This window comes from Mycobacterium sp. NPDC050041, assembly GCF_049541695.1.
Lineage (GTDB): Bacteria > Actinomycetota > Actinomycetes > Mycobacteriales > Mycobacteriaceae > Mycobacterium.
The window spans coordinates 36,925-57,737 of the sequence record NZ_JBMVDG010000004.1; the positions used below are offsets into that span (position 1 = coordinate 36,925).

The 20,813-nt window shown below is 70.0% G+C and carries 20 protein-coding genes and 1 pseudogene; 7 read left to right on the forward strand and 14 right to left on the reverse strand.

Going from position 1 to position 20,813, the window contains the following annotated elements; all coding sequences use genetic code 11:
• Nucleotides 1-40 precede the first annotated feature (40 nt).
• Both ACPCHZ_RS14635 and ACPCHZ_RS14640 read right to left on the reverse strand, forming a co-directional pair.
• Entirely contained in the window at nucleotides 41-538 is a 498-nt protein-coding gene (locus tag ACPCHZ_RS14635; RefSeq protein WP_423485413.1) for a polyadenylate-specific 3'-exoribonuclease AS, read from the reverse strand.
• Nucleotides 538-1,449 (reverse strand): hypothetical protein, encoded by a 912-nt coding sequence (locus ACPCHZ_RS14640; protein ID WP_423485414.1) that lies wholly within the window; start codon nucleotides 1,447-1,449, stop codon nucleotides 538-540. Before ACPCHZ_RS14640 ends, ACPCHZ_RS14635 begins: the two co-directional genes overlap by 1 nt.
• A 95-nt stretch (nucleotides 1,450-1,544) precedes the next feature.
• On the opposite strand from ACPCHZ_RS14640, the gene ACPCHZ_RS14645 reads away from it, so the two are divergent.
• Nucleotides 1,545-2,822 (forward strand): glycosyltransferase 87 family protein, encoded by a 1,278-nt coding sequence (locus ACPCHZ_RS14645; RefSeq protein WP_423485415.1) that lies wholly within the window; start codon nucleotides 1,545-1,547, stop codon nucleotides 2,820-2,822.
• A gap of 18 nt (nucleotides 2,823-2,840) precedes the next feature.
• On the opposite strand, the gene ACPCHZ_RS14650 is transcribed toward ACPCHZ_RS14645, so the two are convergent.
• From ACPCHZ_RS14650 to ACPCHZ_RS14670, 5 genes are all read right to left on the reverse strand, one after another.
• Complete coding sequence (locus tag ACPCHZ_RS14650; protein ID WP_364981145.1) at nucleotides 2,841-3,578, reverse strand: lysophospholipid acyltransferase family protein; 738 nt, start codon at nucleotides 3,576-3,578, stop codon at nucleotides 2,841-2,843.
• Between the two features lie 82 nt (nucleotides 3,579-3,660).
• Complete coding sequence (locus ACPCHZ_RS14655; RefSeq protein ID WP_423485416.1) at nucleotides 3,661-4,080, reverse strand: hypothetical protein; 420 nt, start codon at nucleotides 4,078-4,080, stop codon at nucleotides 3,661-3,663.
• Nucleotides 4,077-5,351 (reverse strand): ArsA family ATPase, encoded by a 1,275-nt coding sequence (locus ACPCHZ_RS14660; protein ID WP_423485719.1) that lies wholly within the window; start codon nucleotides 5,349-5,351, stop codon nucleotides 4,077-4,079. The genes ACPCHZ_RS14655 and ACPCHZ_RS14660 overlap by 4 nt, the downstream gene beginning before the upstream one ends.
• A 1-nt stretch (nucleotide 5,352) precedes the next feature.
• Entirely contained in the window at nucleotides 5,353-5,790 is a 438-nt protein-coding gene (locus tag ACPCHZ_RS14665; RefSeq protein ID WP_423485417.1) for an SRPBCC family protein, read from the reverse strand.
• 67 nt (nucleotides 5,791-5,857) lie between these two features.
• Nucleotides 5,858-6,250, reverse strand: coding sequence for a polyketide cyclase / dehydrase and lipid transport (locus ACPCHZ_RS14670; protein WP_423485418.1), 393 nt, complete (start codon nucleotides 6,248-6,250; stop codon nucleotides 5,858-5,860).
• 96 nt (nucleotides 6,251-6,346) lie between these two features.
• Here ACPCHZ_RS14670 and ACPCHZ_RS14675 point away from each other — a divergent pair, with 96 nt between their 5' ends.
• Nucleotides 6,347-8,146, forward strand: a complete 1,800-nt coding sequence (locus ACPCHZ_RS14675) for an AMP-dependent synthetase/ligase (RefSeq protein WP_423485419.1) — start codon at nucleotides 6,347-6,349, stop codon at nucleotides 8,144-8,146.
• On the opposite strand, the gene ACPCHZ_RS14680 is transcribed toward ACPCHZ_RS14675, so the two are convergent.
• The 4 genes from ACPCHZ_RS14680 to ACPCHZ_RS14695 form a co-directional block, all read right to left on the reverse strand.
• Nucleotides 8,143-9,270 (reverse strand): glycosyltransferase family 4 protein, encoded by a 1,128-nt coding sequence (locus ACPCHZ_RS14680; RefSeq protein ID WP_423485420.1) that lies wholly within the window; start codon nucleotides 9,268-9,270, stop codon nucleotides 8,143-8,145. The two genes, ACPCHZ_RS14675 and ACPCHZ_RS14680, sit on opposite strands and share 4 nt — an antisense overlap.
• Complete coding sequence (locus tag ACPCHZ_RS14685) at nucleotides 9,267-10,043, reverse strand: peptidase (protein WP_423485720.1); 777 nt, start codon at nucleotides 10,041-10,043, stop codon at nucleotides 9,267-9,269. Before ACPCHZ_RS14685 ends, ACPCHZ_RS14680 begins: the two co-directional genes overlap by 4 nt.
• An 80-nt stretch (nucleotides 10,044-10,123) precedes the next feature.
• Nucleotides 10,124-11,236 carry a peptidoglycan hydrolase RipC gene (ripC, locus tag ACPCHZ_RS14690; RefSeq protein ID WP_423485421.1) on the reverse strand — a complete coding sequence of 371 codons (1,113 nt, stop codon included), beginning with the start codon at nucleotides 11,234-11,236 and terminating at the stop codon, nucleotides 10,124-10,126.
• Nucleotides 11,237-11,389: 153 nt separating this feature from the next.
• Entirely contained in the window at nucleotides 11,390-11,662 is a 273-nt protein-coding gene (locus ACPCHZ_RS14695) for a hypothetical protein (protein WP_423485422.1), read from the reverse strand.
• Between the two features lie 125 nt (nucleotides 11,663-11,787).
• Here ACPCHZ_RS14695 and ACPCHZ_RS14700 point away from each other — a divergent pair.
• A pseudogene (locus tag ACPCHZ_RS14700) lies at nucleotides 11,788-13,569 on the forward strand (DEDD exonuclease domain-containing protein); the annotation flags it as partial.
• On the opposite strand, the gene trpD reads toward ACPCHZ_RS14700, so the two are convergent.
• A complete protein-coding gene (trpD, locus tag ACPCHZ_RS14705; RefSeq protein ID WP_423485423.1) occupies nucleotides 13,507-14,601 on the reverse strand; it encodes an anthranilate phosphoribosyltransferase in 1,095 nt (364 codons plus the stop codon). The pseudogene ACPCHZ_RS14700 and the gene trpD sit on opposite strands and share 63 nt — an antisense overlap.
• Nucleotides 14,602-14,668: 67 nt before the next feature.
• Between trpD and ACPCHZ_RS14710 the strand changes: the two genes are divergently transcribed.
• The 4 genes from ACPCHZ_RS14710 to ACPCHZ_RS14725 are packed head-to-tail and all read left to right on the forward strand — an operon-like array spanning nucleotide 14,669 to nucleotide 19,039.
• A complete protein-coding gene (locus ACPCHZ_RS14710; RefSeq protein WP_423485424.1) occupies nucleotides 14,669-15,280 on the forward strand; it encodes a cytochrome c oxidase subunit 3 in 612 nt (203 codons plus the stop codon).
• A 26-nt stretch (nucleotides 15,281-15,306) separates the two neighbouring features.
• Nucleotides 15,307-16,128, forward strand: coding sequence for a c-type cytochrome (locus ACPCHZ_RS14715; protein ID WP_423485721.1), 822 nt, complete (start codon nucleotides 15,307-15,309; stop codon nucleotides 16,126-16,128).
• The gene (locus ACPCHZ_RS14720) at nucleotides 16,125-17,375 is read left to right on the forward strand and encodes a ubiquinol-cytochrome c reductase iron-sulfur subunit (protein ID WP_423485425.1); all 1,251 of its coding nucleotides are present in this window, start codon (nucleotides 16,125-16,127) and stop codon (nucleotides 17,373-17,375) included. The genes ACPCHZ_RS14715 and ACPCHZ_RS14720 overlap by 4 nt, the downstream gene beginning before the upstream one ends.
• Entirely contained in the window at nucleotides 17,372-19,039 is a 1,668-nt protein-coding gene (locus tag ACPCHZ_RS14725; protein WP_423485426.1) for a cytochrome b, read from the forward strand. Before ACPCHZ_RS14720 ends, ACPCHZ_RS14725 begins: the two co-directional genes overlap by 4 nt.
• Before the next feature lie 94 nt (nucleotides 19,040-19,133).
• Here ACPCHZ_RS14725 and ACPCHZ_RS14730 read toward each other — a convergent pair whose 3' ends face one another.
• Complete coding sequence (locus ACPCHZ_RS14730; RefSeq protein WP_423485427.1) at nucleotides 19,134-19,817, reverse strand: DUF2561 family protein; 684 nt, start codon at nucleotides 19,815-19,817, stop codon at nucleotides 19,134-19,136.
• On the reverse strand, nucleotides 19,817-20,728 hold the full coding sequence (locus ACPCHZ_RS14735; protein WP_423485428.1) for an MmpS family transport accessory protein: 912 nt from the start codon (nucleotides 20,726-20,728) through the stop codon (nucleotides 19,817-19,819). The genes ACPCHZ_RS14730 and ACPCHZ_RS14735 overlap by 1 nt, the downstream gene beginning before the upstream one ends.
• Nucleotides 20,729-20,813 lie beyond the last annotated feature (85 nt).

Below are 20,813 nucleotides of genomic sequence, written 5' to 3' on the forward strand. Positions count from 1 at the left end.
AACTGGGCGGCGCATCGGAATTTACGCAGTCGACTGCAGGTCAGCTCGGCGGACGACGGCCGAGGCCCGTCATCGTCTGGAAGCGCAGCAGGTTGTGCCGCGCGTCGACCAGCGCGTCATGGGCGTCACGTGGCCGGGGCGGCATCCGCGGTGACCCGCGTTCCTCCCAGAACTGCCGTAATTCGCGGGTGAATCGCGGCATCGCCGGCGGCAAACTGGTCATCGGTCCCCACAGCTGGCAGAGCACCACGTGGTCGTAGGCGCCGACCCACGCCCACAGCTCGATCGTGTCGTCGCCGTCGATGCCGAAGAAGTCCTCGAGCTCGGTGCGGATCTGCCTCCTCGAGCGCCACAGTGGCGACGCCGGCGACGGCAGCTTGGGCAGCACGTTCTTGCGCACCCAGCTGCCGGCCCGGTCCGGATCGAATTCCGTTGAGATGGCGTAGTATTCGCGGCCATCCTCGGCTGCGACACCGATCGAGATGAGCTCGATGGTGCGGCCGTTGTCGATGAACTCGGTGTCGTAGAAGTACCGCATCAGGCGACCCGCCCGCGGTCACGGTCGCGTGCGGGCGCGATCGCCGGACCGGGTCCCGGCGCCGGGGCGGCGTGGATCTCGCGGTCGAGCTCGGCGTCGACCTTGGCGTCCTCGGGGAACTGCGGCTCACCGGCGACGACGTGCTGCAACCACAGCTTGGCCTGCACCACGGGCCGGCGCAGCCTGCGCTCGCGCTCGAGCGCGCGGTGCATCTTGCGCGGCCGGTTGGTGTAGCGCCACCGTGCCCACGGGGCGTGCGGCCGCGACAACCGGATGGCGCCGACGATCAGCAGCGGGGTGATGAACATGCCCACCAGGCCGGTCCACACCTTGCCCTTGAACAACACGATCACCGCCAGGGCCAGGGTCAGCACCGCGATCGCGATCACCGACGCCCGCGCCGCCAGGGAGTGGTCGTCGCGCCAGATGCCGACGTCGAAGAACGACAGCGGGTTGAACCCCACCACCAGCAGCCCGGCCACCGCCACCGCGGCGAACACGGCATCGACCGACGTGCGGCCGTCCTCGGACCAGTAGACGTCGGACAGGTGCAGGATCAGCGCGAACTCGTCGAGCACCAGCGCCGCGCCGACCCCGAAGCCAATGGCCGCGGCGGTGAATTCGGGAACTCCACCGTTCACCGCCAAGGTCACCATCGCCAGTCCGGAGATCATGACCAGGATCACGCCGATCACCACGTGATGAATGTGCAACCCGCTCCCACCAGTGGAGATGTTGCGCGGTTGCCACCACTTGCGGGGCGCATCGCTGTCGGCGTTGCGCCGGATGTAGCGGACGATCGTGCGCGTCACGAAGAACGTGAGGATGAATGCGACCAGACAACACACCAGCGGAAGGCGGTCCCGGGTGACTCCCGCGGTGAGAAAGTCCAGATCGAAGGTCACGTGCACGCAGAAAACTTACGCCGACCTGCACGCCGAATTCGGCGTCGGGTCCGGCATGGCTTCCCGGCGCGTCGTTGCCCACCGATAGTCTGATCGGCGACATGAGTACTCGGCAGTCGCCCGGTGGGGCTGGTCTGGCGCCCACCATCGCGTGGCGGCTGTTCCAGTTGTCGACCCTCGCCGCCCTGGGCTGGGCCGCATGGCGGCTGCTCGGCCACGTCCCCTACCGCATCGACGTCGACGTCTACCGGATGGGCGGCCGGGCCTGGCTCGACGGCAGGCCGCTGTACGCCGACGGGGCGATGTTCGCCACCAAGGGTGGGCTCGACCTGCCCTTCACCTACCCGCCGCTGGCCGCCATCGCGTTCGCCCCGTTCGCCTGGCTGTCGCTGTCCGCGGCCAGCATGGCGATCACCGCCACCACCCTGGTGCTGCTGATCGTGTCGACCACGATCCTGCTCACCCGCCTCGACGTGTGGCCGCACACCGCCGTGACGTCGGAGCCGGCGTGGCTGCGCAGGGCGTGGCTGGCGGCCGCCCTGGCGGCGCCCGCGGTCGTTTATCTCGAACCGATCCGGGCGAATTTCGACTTCGGGCAGATCAACGTCGTGCTGATGACGCTGGTGATCGCCGACTGCGTGCCGCGACGGACTGCGTGGCCGCGCGGGATGTTGCTCGGCCTGGCGATCGCGCTCAAGCTGACACCGGCGGTGTTCCTGCTGTACTTCCTGCTGCGCCGCGACACCCGCGCTCTGATCACCGCCGCGGCGTCGGTCGCCGCGGCCACCCTGGCGGGATTCGTGCTGGCCTGGCGGGATTCGATCGAGTACTGGACCGAGACGGTGCGCAACACCGACCGGATCGGCTCCGCGACACTGAACACCAACCAGAACATCGCCGGCGCGCTGGCCCGGATCGGCCTCGGCGAGGAGGTCCGGTTCGCGGTGTGGACGGCGTGCTGCTTCGCCGTGCTCGGGCTGACGGTGTGGGCGGCGCGGCGGCTGCTGCGGGCCGGTGAACCGGTGCTCGCCCTGATCTGCGTGGCGATGTTCGGGCTGGTGGTGTCCCCCGTGTCGTGGTCCCACCACTGGGTGTGGGTGTTGCCCGCAGTACTGGCCACCGGCGTGACCGCCGCGCGCCGCAGGTCGCTCGCGCTGGCCGCGGTGTCGGTGGCCGGGGTGGCGCTGGTGGTGTGGACGCCGATCACCCTGATGCCTGCGCACCGCGAGGCCGCGGCCTCGCTGTGGCGCCAGTTGGCCGGCGGGTCCTACGTGTGGTGGGCGCTGGCGGTCATCGTGGTGACGGGCATGGTGCGTGTGTCAACGGCGGACCGGGCCGGGTCGACACCCGACGCGACGCCGGTTCCGGCCGCCAGCTGAGTCGGGCCGGGAGCGGAGTCAGCCCGCAGCGGCCTCGGGGATGCGGTCGGCGGGCGGGGTGTCGGTGTCGGCTCCGACCTCCTTGCCGCCCTCCTTGACGTCGGCCGCGTAGAGGTCGACGTACTCCTGGCCGCCCAGCTGCATCAGCTCGTACATCACCTCGTCGATGACGGCCCGCTCGATGAACCGGTTGCCCGCCAGGCCCTCGAACCGGGTGAAGTCCATCGGCTTGCCGAACTTCACCTGCACGCGCCCGAAGTGCCACATCTTGCTGCCGGGCGGGTTGACCACATCGGTGCCGATCAACGCGACCGGGATGACGGGGATTCCGGTCTCGAGCGCCACCCGGGCCAGCCCGGTCTTGCCCTTGTAGAGCCGGCCGTCCGGCGAGCGGGTGCCCTCCGGGTACATGCCGAGCACCTTGCCGTCGTTGAGTATCCGCACTGCGGCGCTGAGAGCGTCCTTGGCGGCGTCGGCGTCGGTGCGGTCGATGGGCACCTGACCGGCGGCGGTGTAGAACCAGCGCTGGAACCAGCCCTTCAGCCCGGTGCCGGTGAAGTACTCGGCCTTGGCCAGATAGGTGATGCGACGCTTGACCACGAGGCACTTGTAGAAGCTGTCCGCCACCGCCAGGTGATTGCTGGCCAGGATGCACGCGCCAGACGTCGGAACATGCTCGAGCCCTTCGACTTTCGGGCGTCCGAGCAGCGACAGCAGCGGGCCCATGAAGACGTACTTAAAGAGCCAATACCACATGGATCCTCCCCATCGGACGCACCTGACGGTGCTCGGCGACAACTTTACCCAGGCACTGTGGAACGGACCACAGCACGGGACGTCACTCCTCGACGGTGACCGGGATGTGCTGATAGCGACCGGGGCCGGGCGGGTCCGCGGGCGGGTCCGCGGGCGGCCCCTGCGGCGCCGAACCCGGCGACGGCGGGGGTCGGTCGGGATCCTGCGGCGGGCCCATGTCCTCCACCACGGCGCGCACCACCGTCAGCAACGCGGTGCTGTGCTCGGCGATCACGCTCAGCAGTGGATGCTCCTCGCCGCTGACCAGCGCCGCGAGTGCGCAGACCGGGCACCACACCTGCTGGCAGGCACCCGGCGATCCGCTCGACGCCGCCCGCGCGGCCAGCAGCCGCACGGCAGGATCGAGGCGATCGAGGACGGCTTGGGCCAGTGCCCGCAGTTCGGGCGCCAGGTTCTGGTGTCGCCCCCCGGCGGCACCGGCGTCGGTGTCGGAGTCACTCACGCCGGCCACACCTCCGGATTGGGTCGGAATCGCACCGTCAGCTCATGCCCCCGCAGCTGCGCATCGGTCACGATGCACCGCCGCAGGACCGATGCCAGCCGTACGCGGCGCCGCATACCGCCTGCGCCGATGATCAGGTCATCGTCGACCCGGCCCAACGACAGTCCGGCGGAGTCGACCGCTGGCAACTCTAGCCGCAGTCGGTACACCGCTTCGAGGCCGCTGCCGGATTCCCGGTCCACCACCGGCCGCAGCGGCCCCGGTGGGGGTGACCCGTCGCGGCGCCGGGCGCCGTCGAGCAGTTCGGCGAGCGCCTTCGGACCGATCGGCTCGCCCGGCAGGTGCGGAACCAGCACGAGCGCGACATCGCCGACCGCCGCGTCGAGTTCGGTGAGCACCGCCTTCTGCTCGCCGATCCGCGCCGCGTACCACTCGAACGCCGGGTGCTCGGGCAGATTGCGGTACTCGAAGGAGTCGTCGCGCACCAGGTACTGGTTGACGATCAGCTCCGCGACCCGCACCCCCATCATCGCCAGCGATCCGAGGGTGCGCACCGCCTCGGCGGCCACCACCCGTTCGGCGGTCAGCACCAGATGTGCGCCGACCCGGGCACCGTCGGCCAGCAGTGATGTCAGCTCACGGGTGGCGGCGTCGATGCGCTCGACCAGCGCGATGACCGCCGCGGTCGTCGCGTCGTCGGCCCCGGTGGACAGCCTGCGGTGGCGGGGCCAGGCCCGTTCCAGGTAGAGGCCGAAGGTGGCGGGCAGGGTGAGCATCCGCAGGGCGTCGGCCGTCGAGGCGCAGTCCACCACGACGTGATCCCAGGTGCCCTCGGCGGCCAGCTCGCCGACCTCGTGCAGGCCGAGCACCTCCTGGACGCCCGGCAGTGCCGAGAGTTCCTCGGGGGCGAGCTCCGCGAGGTCCGAGTCGGGAAACTTGGCGGCGATCGGCGCGGCCACCTCGCGCCAGCGCTCACTCAGCAGAGCGAGGGTGTCGAGCGCGAGCGCGTCGAGGAATCCGCCGCCGTCGGCGAGGTCCCCGGTCTCCAGTTCGGCCGGCACCCTGGTGGGCTCGCGGCGTCCCGTCGGCACCACGACGGTGCCGAGCACGTCGCCGGTGGAGTGGGCCTGGTCGGTGGAGACGATGAGCACCCGCATGCCGGCCCGCGCGTCGCGCACAGCGGTCGCCGTGGCCAGCGTCGACTTGCCCACTCCCCCCTTGCCGACGAAGAGACTGATGCGGGCGGGGGTGGCCGGTGGCCGGTCACTCAGGTCAGTCAGCCTCGACTCGTTTCTTGAGGTCCTTCAACGCGGTGTCGGTCAGCCTGCGTTCGGCCTTGCGCTTGAGCAGACCGATCATCGGGATCACCAGGTCGACCGACAGTTCATAGGTGACGTCGGTGCCGGAACCCTTGGGCGTCAACCGGTATGCGCCCTGTAGCGCCTTGAGCAACGAACTGGACACCAGCGTCCACGTCACCGACGTGCGGTCGGCGGGCCACTCGTAGGCCAGCACCATGGTGTCCTTGAGCACGGCCGCGTCGAGCACCAGCCGGGCGGTCTTCGGGTTGCCCTTCGCGTCGGCCTCGAGGACCTCGGCCTCCTTGTACTCGGCAACCCAGTCCGGATACGAGCCGATGTCGGCGATCACGTCCATCACCGTCGTCGGATCGGCATCGATGTAGATCGTCTGTGCCGTTCTGTCCGCCACCTGCACCCCTCCTCGGCACGAAATCTACCCCGACCACCTCGTGCCAACCGCACGGCCGGGACGAGGACTATGACGTCGGCCGGGGCAGCCCCACCGGCCGGGACGCCTCGAGCGTCTGTTTGACCTCGAACGCCATCTTCTTACCGGCCACGCGGCGTTGATGATTGAGCTTGGCCAGATTCATCCGGGCCAGTTGCCACGCCGCGACTCCCGCCGGTTCGGCGTGCACGAAGTAGTGCAGGATGACCCCGTCCAGCGCCGGCTCCAGCCACACCTCCATGGTCCCGGTCAGCGCGCCGGTCACGGTCCAGCGATGGCCCTGCGGGCCGCGGTCCTCGACGACGGTGAGCCGCAGATCCGGCCACCAGCGCCGCCACGCCGCCGGATCGGCGACGGCGCGGCCCACGTCGGCCGGCTCGGCCGCCACGAACGTCTCGTCCGCGATCTGGATGCTGTTCATCGCCTCCAAGCTTCACATATGCTCCTTCGCCGCGTCGGGTCGGCCGACTAGGCTGAGGCGGCACATCAGCAAGCCGAGAGCCGGGAGGCCAGCACCGTGCGCGAGTTCAGCGTTCCCGCCGATTTCACCGTCGACGAACACGACAGCGTCGTCGGCGTCGCGTTCGCTCACGAGCGCGACGATCCGGACCACGTCATCTTCAGCCGCCTCGTCGACGGCACGTGGCAGGACGTCACCTGCGCTGCGGCCGCCGACCAGATCCGTTCCACCGCCCTGGGTCTGATCGCCAAGGGGATCAAGCCCGGCGACCGCGTGGCGCTGCTCTCGGCGACCCGGTACGAGTGGACGATCATCGACCTGGCCATCCTGGCCGCGGGCGCGGTGACGGTGCCGATCTACGAGACCTCCTCGGCCGAGCAGGTGCGTCACGTGCTGTCGGATTCCGGCGCGGTGGCGGTGTTCGCCGAGACCGATGCGCACGCGGACAAGATCGATCAGTTCGCCGGCGAGCTGTCCGATCTACGCACAGTGCTGCGCATCGAGGGCGCCGAACCCGCACTGCCCGCGCTGGCGGAGGCCGCCGCGTCGGTGGACGCCAAGGAACTCTCCGACCGGCTCGCGGCGATCTCCTCCGCCGACCCGGCCACGCTGATCTACACCTCGGGCACCACCGGCCGGCCCAAGGGCTGCCAGCTGACCCACGCCAACCTGCTCTACGAGATCCGCGGTGCCAGAGCATGTTTCCCCGACCAGCTCGCCAAGGGCGAACGCATGCTGGTGTTCCTGCCGCTGGCCCACGTGCTGGCGCGGGCCATCACGATCGCCGCGTTCACGAGCAAGGTGACACTCGGCTTCACCAGCGACATCAAGAACCTGGTGCCGCTGTTCGGCGTGTTCAAGCCGACGCTGGTGGTGTCGGTGCCGCGGGTGTTCGAGAAGGTGTACAACACCGCGGAGCAGAACGCCCGCAGCGACGGCAAGGGCCGGATCTTCGACATCGCGGCCGACACGGCGATCGAGTGGAGCAAGGCCGCCGACAAGGGTGGGCCGGGGCTGGTGTTGCGGGCCAAGCATGCGGTGTTCGACCGGCTGGTCTACGGCAAGCTGCGGGCCGCGCTCGGCGGGGACTGCCGCGCCGCGATCTCCGGCGGTGCCCCCCTCGGCGCCCGGCTCGGCCACTTCTACCGTGGCGTCGGCCTGACCATCTACGAGGGTTACGGCCTCACCGAGACCAGTGCGGCGATCACCGTCAACCGCGTCGGCGACATCAAGATCGGCTCGGTCGGGAAGTTGTTGCCCGGCAACAGCATGCGCCTGGGCGACGATGACGAGCTGCTGGTCAAGGGCGGCGTGGTGTTCAGCGGCTACTGGAACAACCAGGAGGAGACCGACAAGGTCTTCTCCGACGGCTGGTTCCACACCGGTGATCTCGGCGCCATCGACGAGGACGGCTTCCTGACGATCGTCGGGCGCAAGAAGGAGATCATCGTCACCGCGGGCGGCAAGAACGTCGCGCCTGCGGTGCTCGAGGACCAGCTGCGCGCGCATCCGCTGATCAGTCAGGCGATGGCGGTCGGGGACGCCAAGCCGTTCGTCGGTGCGCTGATCACCATCGACCAGGAGGCCTTCGACGGCTGGAAGGGCCGCAACGGCAAGGACAGCGGTGCCTCCGTCGGCGATCTCACCGAAGATCCGGACCTGGTAGCCGAGATCGACTCGGCGGTGAAAGAGGCCAACCAGGCGGTGTCCAAGGCGGAGGCCATCCGCAAGTTCCGCATCCTGTCCGTCGACTTCACCGAGGACACCGGCGAGCTGACCCCGACGCTGAAGGTCAAGCGCAAGGTGGTGGCGGAGAAGTTCGCCACCGACATCGAGGCGCTCTACGGGTCCGGTTAGAGCAGTCCGGCCAGCCGTCGGCCCTGGGTGTGCCACTGCCACTGGTCGACCACCCAGGCGCGGCCCGCGGCTCCCATCGCGGCGGCCCGGACGGGGTCGGCCAGCAGGTCGCTGACCGCGGTGGCGATGGCGGGCACGTCTCGGCCGTCGACCACCGTTCCGGTCTGGCCGTCCCGCACCGTCTCCGGGGCGCCGCCGGACCGCCCGGCGACCACGGGGACGCCGGTCGCCGAGGCCTCCAGGTAGACGATTCCCAACCCTTCCACGTCGAGGCCCGCACCGCGGGTGCGGCACGGCATCGCGAAGACGTCGGCCATCGCGTGGTGGGCCGGCAATTCGGCGGCGGGCACACCGCCGGTGAACACGACGTGGTCGGCCACTCCGTGCCGGGCGGCCAACTGCTCGAGGGCCTCCCGGTGCGGGCCGCCACCGACGACCACCAGCGCCGCTCCCGGAACGCGCCGCCGCACCTCGGCCAGCGCCCGGATCAGCATGTCCTGACCCTTGCGGGGAACCAGCCGGGACAGACACACCACCACGGGCCGGTCCCCCAACCCGTAACGGGCCCGCAGTTCGGCACGAGCGGCCGAATCGGGTGCGAACCGGTCGGTGTCCACGCCCGGCGGGAGGTGCTCGAGCGCGGCGGCGGGCCCGAACGCCGAGGCGAACCGTCCCCTGGTGTACCGGCTGACGTAGGTCACCACGTCGGTGCCGTCCCCGATGCGGCGCAACGCCGTTCGGGCCAGCGGCAGCATGGACCAGCCCACCTCGTGACCGTGGGTGCTGGCCAGCACGCGGTCCGCGCCTGCCCGCCGTGCCAGCGGTGCGAGCAACGCCAGCGGCGCCGCGGCGCCGAACCATACGGTCTCGATGTCGTGGCGGCGGATGAGCGCAGCCATCCTGGCGGCCACCGTCGGCTCGGGCAGCATCAGCGTGGTGGGATGCCGGACCACCTCGTACCCGGCCGCGCGGTCGTAGTCCGCGCATCCCGACCACGTCGGCGCGTACACGGTCAGCGCGTGTGAACCGGACGCCACCAGTTGACCCACCAGTGCCTCGAGATATGCCTGGATCCCGCCGCTGCGGGGCGGGAAATCGTTGGTGACCAGAAGGACTCGGGTCATTGTCCTTGCCACGCCCGCCAGCCGGCCTCCACCTCGGGCAGGCCCAGCCCGAGGGTGTCGCGCACCGCTGTCGCGACGTCGGGGTGTCCGGGGCCGCAGGCACGCAGGTACACCGCGCGCAACGCCGCCGCGCCGTGACTGTCGGCGACGTAGCGGCTGAACAGCCACGCCCGGTCGTACGCCAGCGACCGCACCGCCCCTGCGGTGTCCAGCTCGGCGTCGGTGGGCAGTCTCGCGGACATGCCCGCGCCGGGCGGAGGCGTCGGGGCGGGGCGCGCCACGTAGTCGGCGACTCCCTCGGTGAGCCAGCGCGGCGCGTCGGCAGCGGTGTCGGCCCGCGCCGCGTAGTGGAACAGCTCGTGACGCAGCACGATCCGCAGCGCCGGGGTGGTCATCGCGGCCGCACCGGGCGCGAACAGGATCCGGTCGGCGGTGGTGACGGCGGCGATGTCGGTGGTGGGGGCGCCGGGGGTCGGTGCGGCCAGCGCGGCGAACTGCGCGTCGGAGCTCGCGACGGCCACTACGATGTCGCGTCGCCAGTCCGGACCCCAGAACGCCGTCACCGCGTCGGCCGCGGGCCCCAGTTCATCGGCGATGCGGCGGGTCAGGGCGGCATTGCGATCACCGCCGACGGCGATCAGCGTGGCGGTACGACCGCCGGTCAGCGCAAGGCTCGTCGCGGCCGGCACGGACGCGGGGGCGGCGGGCACGGGCGCGGCGGTCTGCGGCACGGTCGGCGTCACAGACCGGTCGAGGAGCAGCAGCGCGCACATCAGTTCGGCCAGCAGCACGGCGAGCAGCAGACGTTTCGCGGACACGGGAGCCCTGACCGGGCCGGGTACGACGCCCGGCCTCAGTACCGGCGGACGTTGTAGATCGGCGCGTTGTCCACCGGGGCGACGCGCACCGGTGTGCCGTAGGTGGAGGCGTGCACCATCTGTCCGCCGCCGATGTAGATGCCGACGTGCGAGGCGTCCGAGTAGTACGTCACCAGGTCGCCGGGCTGCATCTGATCCATCGACACGGCCTGACCACCGCGGGCCAGCGCCTGGCTGGAGTGCGGCAGCGAGATGCCTGCCTGCTGGAAGGACCACATGACCAGGCCTGAGCAGTCGAATGCGCTCGGGCCGGAACCGCCCCACGAATAGGGCGAGCCGATCCGGCTCAGTGCCGCCTGCACCGCGACGGCGCCCTGGCCGCCCGCAGGCGGGGCGAGGTCGCCGGGCGGGATGGCGCCGGGAGGGGCAGCAACCACGGCGGGGTCGTTCGGCGGCAGCGCAGCCGAAGGCGGCGGCACGGGCGCGGGCGGCGCGGCGGCGAGCGCTTCGCGTTGCCCGGGGGTCAGCGCCTCGTACTGCGATTTGACGATCGCGATCTGGACCTGCAGCTGACTTTGCTTGTTCTGCAGGTCAGCGCGCACTGCGGCGGCCTGCTCGGCGGCGGTCTTGGCCGCTGCGGCCGACTCCGCCGACGCCAGCTGGGCGGTGGCGGCCTGCTCGCTGATGGCCTTGAAGCTCTTCATCTGGGCCGACATCTCGGTGGCCACCACGCGCTGCACCGAGAGCTGGTCGATGAACTGCTGCGGCGAGTTCGCCGTGAGGATGGCGCTCATACCGTCGGTGCGGCCACCCATGTACTGCGCTGCAGCAACGTGGTTGACGGCGCCCTGGAAGGTAGCCAGCTGCTTTTCGGCGGCGTCCGTGGCGGCGACGTCGGCGGTGTGCTTCGCCTCGGCCGTCTGCTGAGCAGCCAGCTTGTCCTTGAGATCCAGCTGCGCGGCGTGCATCGCCTCGGTGGTCTGTTCGGCCTGCCTGGACAGCTCGGTGAGCTTTGCCAGTGCGTCAGAGGCAGGGTCGGCCTGCACACTCGAGGTCAGCGCGGCGGCAAACAGTGTCACACCGATGGTTGCACCGACAAGAAGTCGTGTGACAGCACGGTTTCTCCAGTGCGCGCGGGTGAGCCTCAAGATTTTTGCGTCCTTAAACTGGCGTAACGAGCCGCCTCGAACTGCTCTCAGGTCTCAGATAGGTTACGAAACGGCATCGGGCTTGTCCAACAGAAGACGCAAATTTAACAGCTGTCAGGGGAATTTTTCGGCGCCCGCTGGGGATGCGTGTCGTCAGGCAACGCCGGAATCTGTTTGCCGGTGAATCGGAACCAGACGCAGTCGCGGCGCGAGTCCCGCGTCGGCCAGCACTTCCAGGGCGCGGCGTTCGTCCATCAGCAACGTGTCGGGCACCCCGAGCAGCACACTCACGACACAGTCCTGGCATCCGGGTCCGCGCACCGCGCAGTCGTCGCAGTCGATCACCACCGTGCCGTCCGGCTCGGATCGGTCGGACGCGGCGCCGTCGGGAACCAAGGGGCCGTCGGGAACCAAGGGTTGTCCCATCGTGGGCCCTCCTCTCTGGGGTGTTGTCGGCACGGTATCGACGCCCACCGACAAGCTCCGACAAGCCCACCGGGCCTGCGCGTGGCAACCGCCGGTTGTCGGTGCGAGTGCCTACCTTGACGGCCATGGGGCAGCTCAGCTTCGCCGACGTCGATCCGCAGGCTGACCTGACGCTGCGGGAGACCACGTTCGTGGTGGTCGACCTGGAGACCACCGGCGGCCGGGCCGCGGGCGACAACTGCGACATGATCACCGAGATCGGCGCGGTCAAGGTGCGTGGCGGCGTGGTGCTCGGCGAGCTGGCCACCCTGGTCGACCCCGGCCGCGCGATACCGCCCCAGATCGTCGCGTTGACCGGCATCACCTCGGCGATGGTGTACGCGGCGCCCCGCATCGACTCCGTGCTGCCCGCCTTCCTCGAATTCGCCCGCGGGGCGGTGCTCGTCGCCCACAACGCCGGCTTCGACATCGGGTTCCTGCGGGCGGCCGCCGAACGCTGCGGCCTGGCCTGGCCGCGGCCGCCGGTGTTGTGCACGGTGAAGCTGGCGCGCCGGGTGCTGACCCGCGACGAGGCCCCGAGCGTCAAGCTGTCCGCCCTGGCCCGGCTGTTCGGCGCCGCCACCACCCCCACCCACCGCGCACTCGACGACGCGCGCGCCACCGTCGACGTCCTGCACGCGCTGATCGAGCGGGTCGGCAATCAGGGCATCCACACCTACGCCGACCTGAAGGCGTACCTGCCCGACGTCACACCCGCGCAGCGGCGCAACCGCGCGCTGGCCGACCCGCTGCCGCACCGGCCGGGTGTGTACCTGTTCCGCGGGCCGGGCGCCGAGGTGCTCTACGTGGGCACCGCCGTGGACCTGCGCCGCCGCGTCCGCCAGTACTTCAACGGGGCCGATCCGCGCACCCGGATGAAGGAGATGGCGTCGCTGGCCACCGCCGTCGACCACGTCGAGTGCGCTCACGAACTCGAGGCCGGGGTCCGCGAGCTGCGGATGCTCGCCGCGCACGCGCCGCCCTACAACCGGCGGTCGAAGTTCCCGCACCGGTGGTGGTGGCTGGTGCTCACCGACGAGGCGTTCCCGCGGTTCTCGGTGGTGCGATCACCCCGGACCGATTGCGCCGTAGGACCTTTCCGGTCACGCGCCGACGCCGTCGAGACTGCGGATCTGCTGTCGCGGTTCACCGGTGTGCGCACCTGCACCGCCCGGCTGGCCCGCTCAGCGCTGCACGGGCCGTCGTGCCCGGAGCGGGAACTGTCCCCCTGCCCGGCGCCGCGCGACCTCTCGGCGGCCGACTACGCCGCCACCCCCCGCCGCGCCGCCGACGTGATCGCCGGTCGCGACAGCACGCCGCTGGCGGCGATGCTGGCCCATCTCAGCGGGCTGGCCGCCGCGGGTCGCTACGAGATCGCCGCCCGGCTGCGCGACCACGCCGCGGCGGCGATCGAGGTGCTGTGGCGGGGGCAGCGGCTGCACGCGCTGGCCGCGCAGTCCGAACTCGTCGCCGCCCGCGCCGACGGCAGTGGGGGCTGGCATCTCGCCGTGGTCCGGCACGGCAGGCTGGCCGCAGCGGGCTGCGCGGCACCCGGAGTGCCGCCCATGCCCGTCGTGGAGGCGCTGGGGGCAGCCGCTCAGGTGGTGCTGCCCGCCGAGGCCCCTCTGGGCGGCGCACTGGTCGAGGAGACCGCTCTGATCGCCCGCTGGCTGGCGCAGCCAGGCGTGCGCATCGTGCGCTGCGATCCGGGGTGGGCGTCGGCGGCGGGGTCGGCGGGCCGATGGGCGGCGTGGGCCGCGTCGGCGCGATCGGCCCGGATCGCGGCCGAGCAGGCCCTCGACGGGTCAGAGCTGCTGAGTGAACCGCACCCAACGCGCGAGCAGCTGTTCGGCCGCCCCGGAGTCGATGGCCTCACTGGCGCGCGCCAGCCCCGTCTCCCAGGCGGGCACCCACTTGGCGTCGCTGGCTAGGCCGGCGTGGGCCACCATCGCGCCTGCGGCGTTGAGCACCACCGCGTCGCGCACCGGACCGGTGGCGCCGGCCAGAACCGACCGCACCGACGCGGCGTTCGCCTCGGCGTCCCCGCCGACGAGCTCGGAGAGCTCCGCACGTTTGAAGCCGAAGGCCATCGGGTCGAAGGTCAGCCGTTCGACCATGCCTGCCTGCACCCGCCAGATGGTGCTGGTGGTCGTCGTGGTCAGCTCGTCGAGGCCGTCGTCGCCGTGCACCACCAGCACGCTGGAGCGCCGGGTGGCGAACACTCCGGCCATCACCTCGGCGAGGTCGGCCCACGCACAGCCGATCAGGCCGGCCCGCGGACCGGCCGGATTCGTCAGTGGGCCAAGCAGATTGAACACCGTCGGGACGCCGATCTCGCGGCGCACCACGGAGGCGTGCCGATAGGACGGATGGAACTGCGGCGCGAAGGCGAAGCCGATGCCGACCTCGGCGACGCTACGCGCGACGTCGTCGGGGCCGAGGTCGATGCGCACCCCGAGCGCCTCCAGCGTGTCCGCCCCACCGGACAGAGAGGACGCCGCCCGGTTGCCGTGCTTGATCACCGGGACCCCGCTGGCGGCCACCACGATCGCGGCCATGGTGGACAGGTTGACGGTGTTGGACCCGTCTCCCCCGGTGCCCACCACATCGACGCTGTCGGTGCCGATCTCGTCGGTGGGCACGCGACGCGCGTGCTTGAGCATCGTGTCCGCCAGTTCGGTCACTTCGGCCGATGTGGGACGCTTCATCTTCATCGACACGCCGAAGCCGGCGATCTGTGCCGGAGTGGCCGCTCCCGTCATGATCTGGTCCATCGCCCAGGCGGCGTGGCCCGACGGAAGGGCCTGACCGGTGGTCAAGCGGCCCAGGACCTGCGGCCACGTGGGCGCGCCTGCGGATGCGGGGGACGGCGGACGCGAAGACGGCTCGGGAATGACCACCCCGAGATTATGACGAATTGCTCGACCCGGGTGGAGTTCAACAACTACAAAGCGTCATACTTCATGTGTGACGAGCGCTGTGGGCACCTCGGGAACCGCCATCACCTCCCGCGTGCATTCGCTGAATCGGCCGAACATGGTCAGTGTCGGCACCATCGTCTGGCTGTCGAGCGAACTGATGTTCTTCGCTGGCCTGTTCGCGATGTACTTCACTGCGCGCGCGCAGGCGGGTGGCGACTGGCCGCCGGAGCCCACCGAGCTGAATCTGATGCTCGCCGTGCCCGTGACGCTGGTGCTTATCGCCTCGTCGTTCACCTGCCAGATGGGGGTCTTCGCCGCCGAGCGCGGCGACGTGTTCGGGCTGCGGCGGTGGTATTTGCTGACCTTTGCGATGGGCCTGTTCTTCGTTCTCGGTCAGGGGTACGAGTATCTCAGCCTGGTCGAGGAAGGCACCACCATAGCGGGCAGTGCCTACGGCACGGTGTTCTACCTGACCACCGGATTCCACGGGCTGCACGTCATCGGCGGCCTGGTCGCGTTCATCTTCCTGCTCGTCCGCACCAAGATGAGCAAGTTCACCCCGGCGCAGGCCACCGCGGCGATCGTCGTGTCGTACTACTGGCACTTCGTCGACATCGTGTGGATCGCCCTGTTCGCCGTCATCTACTTCGTCCGATGAGCGAGAGCTCGCGTCCTGCGCCGCCGATGAGAAGGGGTTCGATGACCACCAAGTCCCGCCGCCGGTTGCGACGGCGTCTGTCGGCAGCGTTGCTGCTGCTGACCGGACTCGGCGTCGCGGGTGGCGTCGCCGCAACACTGACTCCGACGCCGCAGGTGGCGGTCGCCGACGAGTCGCAGTCGGCGCTGCTGCGCACCGGTAAGCAGCTGTTCGAGACCTCGTGCATAAGTTGCCACGGCGCTAACCTGCAGGGTGTGGCCGACCGCGGGCCCAGCCTGATCGGCACCGGCGAGGCGGCGGTCTACTTCCAGGTCTCCACGGGCCGCATGCCGGCGATGCGCGGCGAGGCGCAGGCCCCGGACAAGCCATCAAACTTCGACGAGCAGCAGATCGACGCGCTGGGCGCCTACGTGCAGGCAACAGGTGGCGGCCCCGTCGTACCCCGCGACGAGAACGGCCAGATTGCCTCACAATCTCTCATCGGCAACGACGTCGCCCGTGGTGGCGACCTGTTCCGCCTCAACTGCGCGTCGTGCCACAACTTCACCGGCAAGGGCGGCGCCCTGTCGTCGGGTAAGTACGCCCCAGACCTGGGTGACGCCACCGAGTCGCAAATCTACGCGGCGATGCTGACCGGCCCGCAGAACATGCCCAAGTTCTCCGACCGCCAGCTCTCGCCCGAAGAGAAGCGCGACATCGTCGCCTACGTGCGGGAGTCGGCCGAGACGCCGAACCCGGGCGGCTACGGCCTCGGCGGCTTCGGCCCCGCGCCGGAGGGCATGGCGGCCTGGATCATCGGCATGGTGGCCGTCATCGCTGCGGCCCTCTGGATCGGAGCACGGGCATGACGGAGCGCGGAGCCGACGGCAGCCCCCGCCGCGACGGCGACCCGGACGACACCCCCAAGGGCACCGACGCCCCGGGCCACGCCGGCGTACCCGGCCAGCCCACCGATGCCGAACTCGCCGAGATGACCCGTGAGGAACTCGTCGAGCTGGGTGGTCGCATCGACGGCGTCGAGACCATCTACAAGGAGCCGCGCTGGCCGGTGCCCGGCACCCGGGCCGAGAAGCGCGCCGAGCGCGCCGTCGCGAACTGGCTTCTGCTTGGCGGTTTCTCGGGCCTCGCGCTGCTGATGGTCTTCCTCTTCTGGCCGTGGGAGTACCAGCCCTATGGGTCGGCGGGTGAGTTCGTGTACTCGCTGGCCACGCCGCTCTACGGCGTCACGTTCGGCCTGTCCGTGCTGGCCATCGGCGTCGGCGCGGTGCTGTTCCAGAAGAAGTTCATCCCCGAGGAGATCTCGATCCAGGAACGCCACGACGGGCGCTCCGCGGAGATCCAGCGCATGACCGCCGCGGCCAACCTGACCGACGCGCTCGAGGGCTCGACGATCAAGCGCCGCAAGCTGATCGTCATGTCGCTGGGTGTCGGCATGGGCGCCTTCGGACTCGGCACGCTGGTGGCATTCCTCGGCGGCCTGATCAAGAACCCGTGGAAGCCGGTGGTGCCCACCGCCGAGGGCATGAAGGCCGTGCTGTGGACCTCCGGTTGGACGCCGCGTTTCCAGGGCGAGACTATCTTCCTGGCGCGGGCGACCGGTGAGGTCGGCTCCTCCCCGTTCGTCAAGATGCGGCCCGAGGACCTCGACGCCGGCGGCATGGAGACCGTCTACCCGTGGCGCGAGTCCGACGGTGACGGCACCACGGTCGAGTCCGAGGACCACCTCGTCGAGATCTCGATGGGCGTGCGCAACCCGGTGATGCTGATCCGGCTGCGGCCAGGCGACATGGCAAAGGTGGTCAAGCGAAAGAACCAGGAGAGCTTCAACTTCGGTGAGTTCTTCGCCTACACCAAGGTGTGCTCGCACCTGGGTTGCCCGGCGTCGCTCTACGAGCAGCAGACGAACCGGATTCTGTGCCCGTGCCACCAGTCGCAGTTCGACGCCCTGCACTTCGCGAAGCCGATCTTCGGCCCTGCCGCGAGGGCACTGGCGCAGCTGCCCATCACCATTGACCAGGACGGCTATCTCGTCGCCAACGGCGACTTCATCGAGCCAGTCGGGCCGGCCTTCTGGGAACGGAGGACAAAGGCATGAGTTCAAAACTCGCGGCGCAGGGTGATGCGATCGACTCGCGTTACCACCCGTCCGCGGCGGTGCGGCGACAGCTCAACAAGGTCTTCCCCACCCACTGGTCGTTCCTGCTCGGCGAGATCGCGCTGTACAGCTTCCTCGTCCTGCTGCTGACCGGCGTGTGGTTGACGCTGTTCTTCGACCCGTCGATGGCACACGTCACCTATGACGGCGTCTACCAGCCACTTCGCGGTGTGGGGATGTCGCGGGCGTACGAGACCGCCCTGGATATCACGTTCGAGATCCGCGGCGGGCTGTTCGTCCGTCAGGTGCACCACTGGGCGGCGCTGCTGTTCGCCGCGTCGATCATGGTCCACCTCGCCCGCATCTTCTTCACCGGCGCGTTCCGCCGGCCTCGCGAGGCGAACTGGGTGATCGGCAGCCTGCTGCTGATCCTGGCCATGTTCGAGGGCTTCTTCGGTTACTCGCTGCCCGACGACCTGCTGTCGGGCACCGGCATCCGCGCCGCGCTGTCGGGCATCACGATGGGCATCCCGGTGGTCGGCACCTGGATGCACTGGGCGCTCTTCGGCGGCGACTTCCCCGGCGACATCCTGATCCCCCGCCTGTATGCGCTGCACATCCTGCTGATCCCCGGGATCATCCTGGCGCTGATCGGCGTGCACCTGGCGCTGGTCTGGTTCCAGAAGCACACCCAGTTCCCCGGCCCCGGCCGCACCGAGACCAACGTGGTCGGCGTTCGGGTCATGCCGGTCTTCGCGGTGAAGTCCGGCGCGTTCTTCGCCGTCACCGTCGGCATCCTGGGCCTGATGGGTGGGCTGCTGCAGATCAACCCGATCTGGCAACTGGGACCGTACAAACCGTCCCAGGTGTCGGCGGGCAGCCAGCCGGACTTCTACATGATGTGGACCGACGGGCTGATCCGTATCTGGCCGGCGTGGGAGTTCTACATCGGCAATTACACGATCCCGCAAGGTGTCTGGGTCGCCGTCCTGATGGGTGCGGTGTTCGGCCTGCTGTCGGTCTATCCATTCCTGGAGAAGAAGTTCTCCGGTGACACCGCCCACCACAACCTGCTGCAGCGGCCGCGGGACGCCCCGGTGCGCACCGCGCTGGGCGCGATGGCCATCTCGATCTACATCCTGCTGACCTTCGCCTGCATGAACGACATCATCGCGCTGAAGTTCCACATCTCGCTCAACGCGACTACGTGGATCGCCCGTATCGGCCTGGTGATCCTGCCGGCGATCGTCTACTACATCACCTACCGGTGGGCGATCGCGCTGCAGCGCAGTGACCGCGAGGTGCTCGAGCACGGCATCGAGACGGGCATCATCAAGCGCCTGCCGCACGGTGCCTACATCGAGCTGCACCAGCCGCTGGGGCCGGTCGACGATCACGGCCATCCTCTCGCGCTGGAGTATCAGGGTGCGGCCCTGCCCAAGCGGATGAACAAGCTGGGTCTGGCCGGTTCGCCGGGCAGCGGCAGCTTCCTGCGTGCGGACCCGACGGTCGAGAACGAGGCGATCACCGAAGCAGCCCATGCTTCCGAGCGCAAGGCGATCACGGCGCTCAAGGAGCACCAGGACCGCAACGGCTCGACCAACGGCCACACCAATGGTCATTCGAACGGTCACTCCAACGGGCAAACCAACGGTCACGACTGACGTGTCCTGACAAGCACTGAGCCCGGTCGCCGGATGTCGAGGCGGCCGGGCTCAGTGCTGTCAGTGGCCCAGTGCTGTCAGTGAAGACCCGCGATCAGCCGGTGTTCAACAGCCCGCGCAGTTCACGCACGTAGTACACCGGGATCACCGGCGAGGCGAGGGTGACGACCGCGGCGACGCCGTAGCTCACCCACGCCAGAGTGTCGCTGTCGGAGGCCATCAGGTAGGTGGCGGCGCCGATCGCGGCGGTCGCCACGCCCAACGCACACGCGACCGTCAGCGCGAAGCGCAGGTACACCTGGTCGACGGCGACGGCTGGGAACCCCGGCTCGAGCCGGTGGGGCGCCACAGCGGACACGTAGCCGGGCGTGCGGACGCTGGGGTCCGGCGGGGGGCCGAACATCCGCAGCTTGCCGGTGGGCGTCTCGATCCCGCGGGGCGGGACGGCGGGCGCGGTCCGGCTGTCCTCGACGCGGCGGGGCCGCACCGGTGCCGGCGCCGGGCCCTCGAGTGCGGTGCGGCGGGCCCGCAGCAGCAGTGGGATCGCGCCGATGATCACGAGCGCTGACACCACGATCACCGTGTAGAGCAGCCACGGGGTGCCCGACCCGTCGCCGGAGTCCTGCTGTGTGCGACCGAGGTCGACCAGGGCGACGATGGCGGCCACCGTGGCGCCGAGGGCGATCAGCCAGATCACCGCGCACGCGGCGAGCAGGATGCGGTCCAGGTTGTCGGTGGACCCGTCGTCGCGGCGCGGGTCGATGTCGGCGTATGTCATCAGCAGCTCGTCTGGGGTGAATTACCGGAGTTCGACGACAGCACCTGACCGTCGCTCGTCGTGATCGAGCAGTTGAGTCTGCTGAGCAGCAGCAGGCTCGACGCCTGCACCGAGCCCACCTCGGACTGGGAGATCGGCGTCACGGTGAACGACCACGGGATGTAGACGTTGCGCAGCGTTCGGCTGCGCCCGGCGGCGTCGATGTAGGTGATCGAGATGATGTCGCCCGGAGCCTTGGTCCCGGTGACCGAGTAGGTGACCTGACGTGGGCCCGCGGGCGCCGTCGTGGTGGGCGGGGGCGGCGGCACCTCGCTGGACGCCGGTGGTGGCGGCGGTGGCGGCGGCGCCTCGCTCGCGGGCGGCGGAGGCGGCGGCTCGGTGACGGTGATGGTCTCCGGCGGCGGAGGCGGAGGCGGAGTGCTGCTCGGCGGCGGAGGCGGCGGCGGTGTCGTCGTGGTGATCTCGTCCTGCACGGCAGGCCCGGACGTGGTGGTGCTGGTGTCCGGTGAGGCGAGGTCGTCGGGGTCGTCGCTGGTGACCAGTACGGACACCGACACCACGAGCGCGACCGCCGCGATGATCGCGGTGACGCCCACCACCCATGGCCAGCGCGGCGGCGACGTCGCGACGGCCTGATCGACGACGGGGTCGTAGCTGTCGTAGTCGTAGAGCGCCGCGTCGGCGGGCACATAGGGGCCGCTGGTGAACTGCTCGGACTCGGGCGCGGAGTACGCCTGCGAGTAGGCCTCCGTCTGACCGGTCCGGATCGGGACGTCGGCCGCGGAATCGATGCCGGGGTCGGCTTGGGCGACCTCTTCGGTGTTCTCCTCGGGTGCGGAGTGCCTGCCGCGCTCCTGCTCCGGTTCTTCCGATCCCGGAGAGTCCGGCCCCGGGGGATTCGGCCCGCTCATCTACGCCTGTCCTTCTCGACTGCATCACCGGCGCAGTCTCGTCCTGCCTCACTCGGCTGCGTTCGCCTCGGCAACACTAACGCAA

What these genes read in the sequence shown, in the direction of transcription:
- ACPCHZ_RS14635 (WP_423485413.1), bottom strand. Translation starts at nt 538, where the DNA reads ATGCGGTACTTCTACGACACCGAGTTCATCGACAACGGCCGCACCATC.
- ACPCHZ_RS14645 (WP_423485415.1), top strand. Translation starts at nt 1,545, where the DNA reads ATGAGTACTCGGCAGTCGCCCGGTGGGGCTGGTCTGGCGCCCACCATC.
- ACPCHZ_RS14650 (WP_364981145.1), bottom strand. Translation starts at nt 3,578, where the DNA reads ATGTGGTATTGGCTCTTTAAGTACGTCTTCATGGGCCCGCTGCTGTCG.
- ACPCHZ_RS14670 (WP_423485418.1), bottom strand. Translation starts at nt 6,250, where the DNA reads ATGAACAGCATCCAGATCGCGGACGAGACGTTCGTGGCGGCCGAGCCG.
- ACPCHZ_RS14680 (WP_423485420.1), bottom strand. Translation starts at nt 9,270, where the DNA reads ATGACCCGAGTCCTTCTGGTCACCAACGATTTCCCGCCCCGCAGCGGC.
- ACPCHZ_RS14685 (WP_423485720.1), bottom strand. Translation starts at nt 10,043, where the DNA reads ATGTGCGCGCTGCTGCTCCTCGACCGGTCTGTGACGCCGACCGTGCCG.
- ACPCHZ_RS14695 (WP_423485422.1), bottom strand. Translation starts at nt 11,662, where the DNA reads ATGGGACAACCCTTGGTTCCCGACGGCCCCTTGGTTCCCGACGGCGCC.
- ACPCHZ_RS14715 (WP_423485721.1), top strand. Translation starts at nt 15,307, where the DNA reads ATGAGAAGGGGTTCGATGACCACCAAGTCCCGCCGCCGGTTGCGACGG.
- ACPCHZ_RS14720 (WP_423485425.1), top strand. Translation starts at nt 16,125, where the DNA reads ATGACGGAGCGCGGAGCCGACGGCAGCCCCCGCCGCGACGGCGACCCG.
- ACPCHZ_RS14725 (WP_423485426.1), top strand. Translation starts at nt 17,372, where the DNA reads ATGAGTTCAAAACTCGCGGCGCAGGGTGATGCGATCGACTCGCGTTAC.
- ACPCHZ_RS14730 (WP_423485427.1), bottom strand. Translation starts at nt 19,817, where the DNA reads ATGACATACGCCGACATCGACCCGCGCCGCGACGACGGGTCCACCGAC.
- ACPCHZ_RS14735 (WP_423485428.1), bottom strand. Translation starts at nt 20,728, where the DNA reads ATGAGCGGGCCGAATCCCCCGGGGCCGGACTCTCCGGGATCGGAAGAA.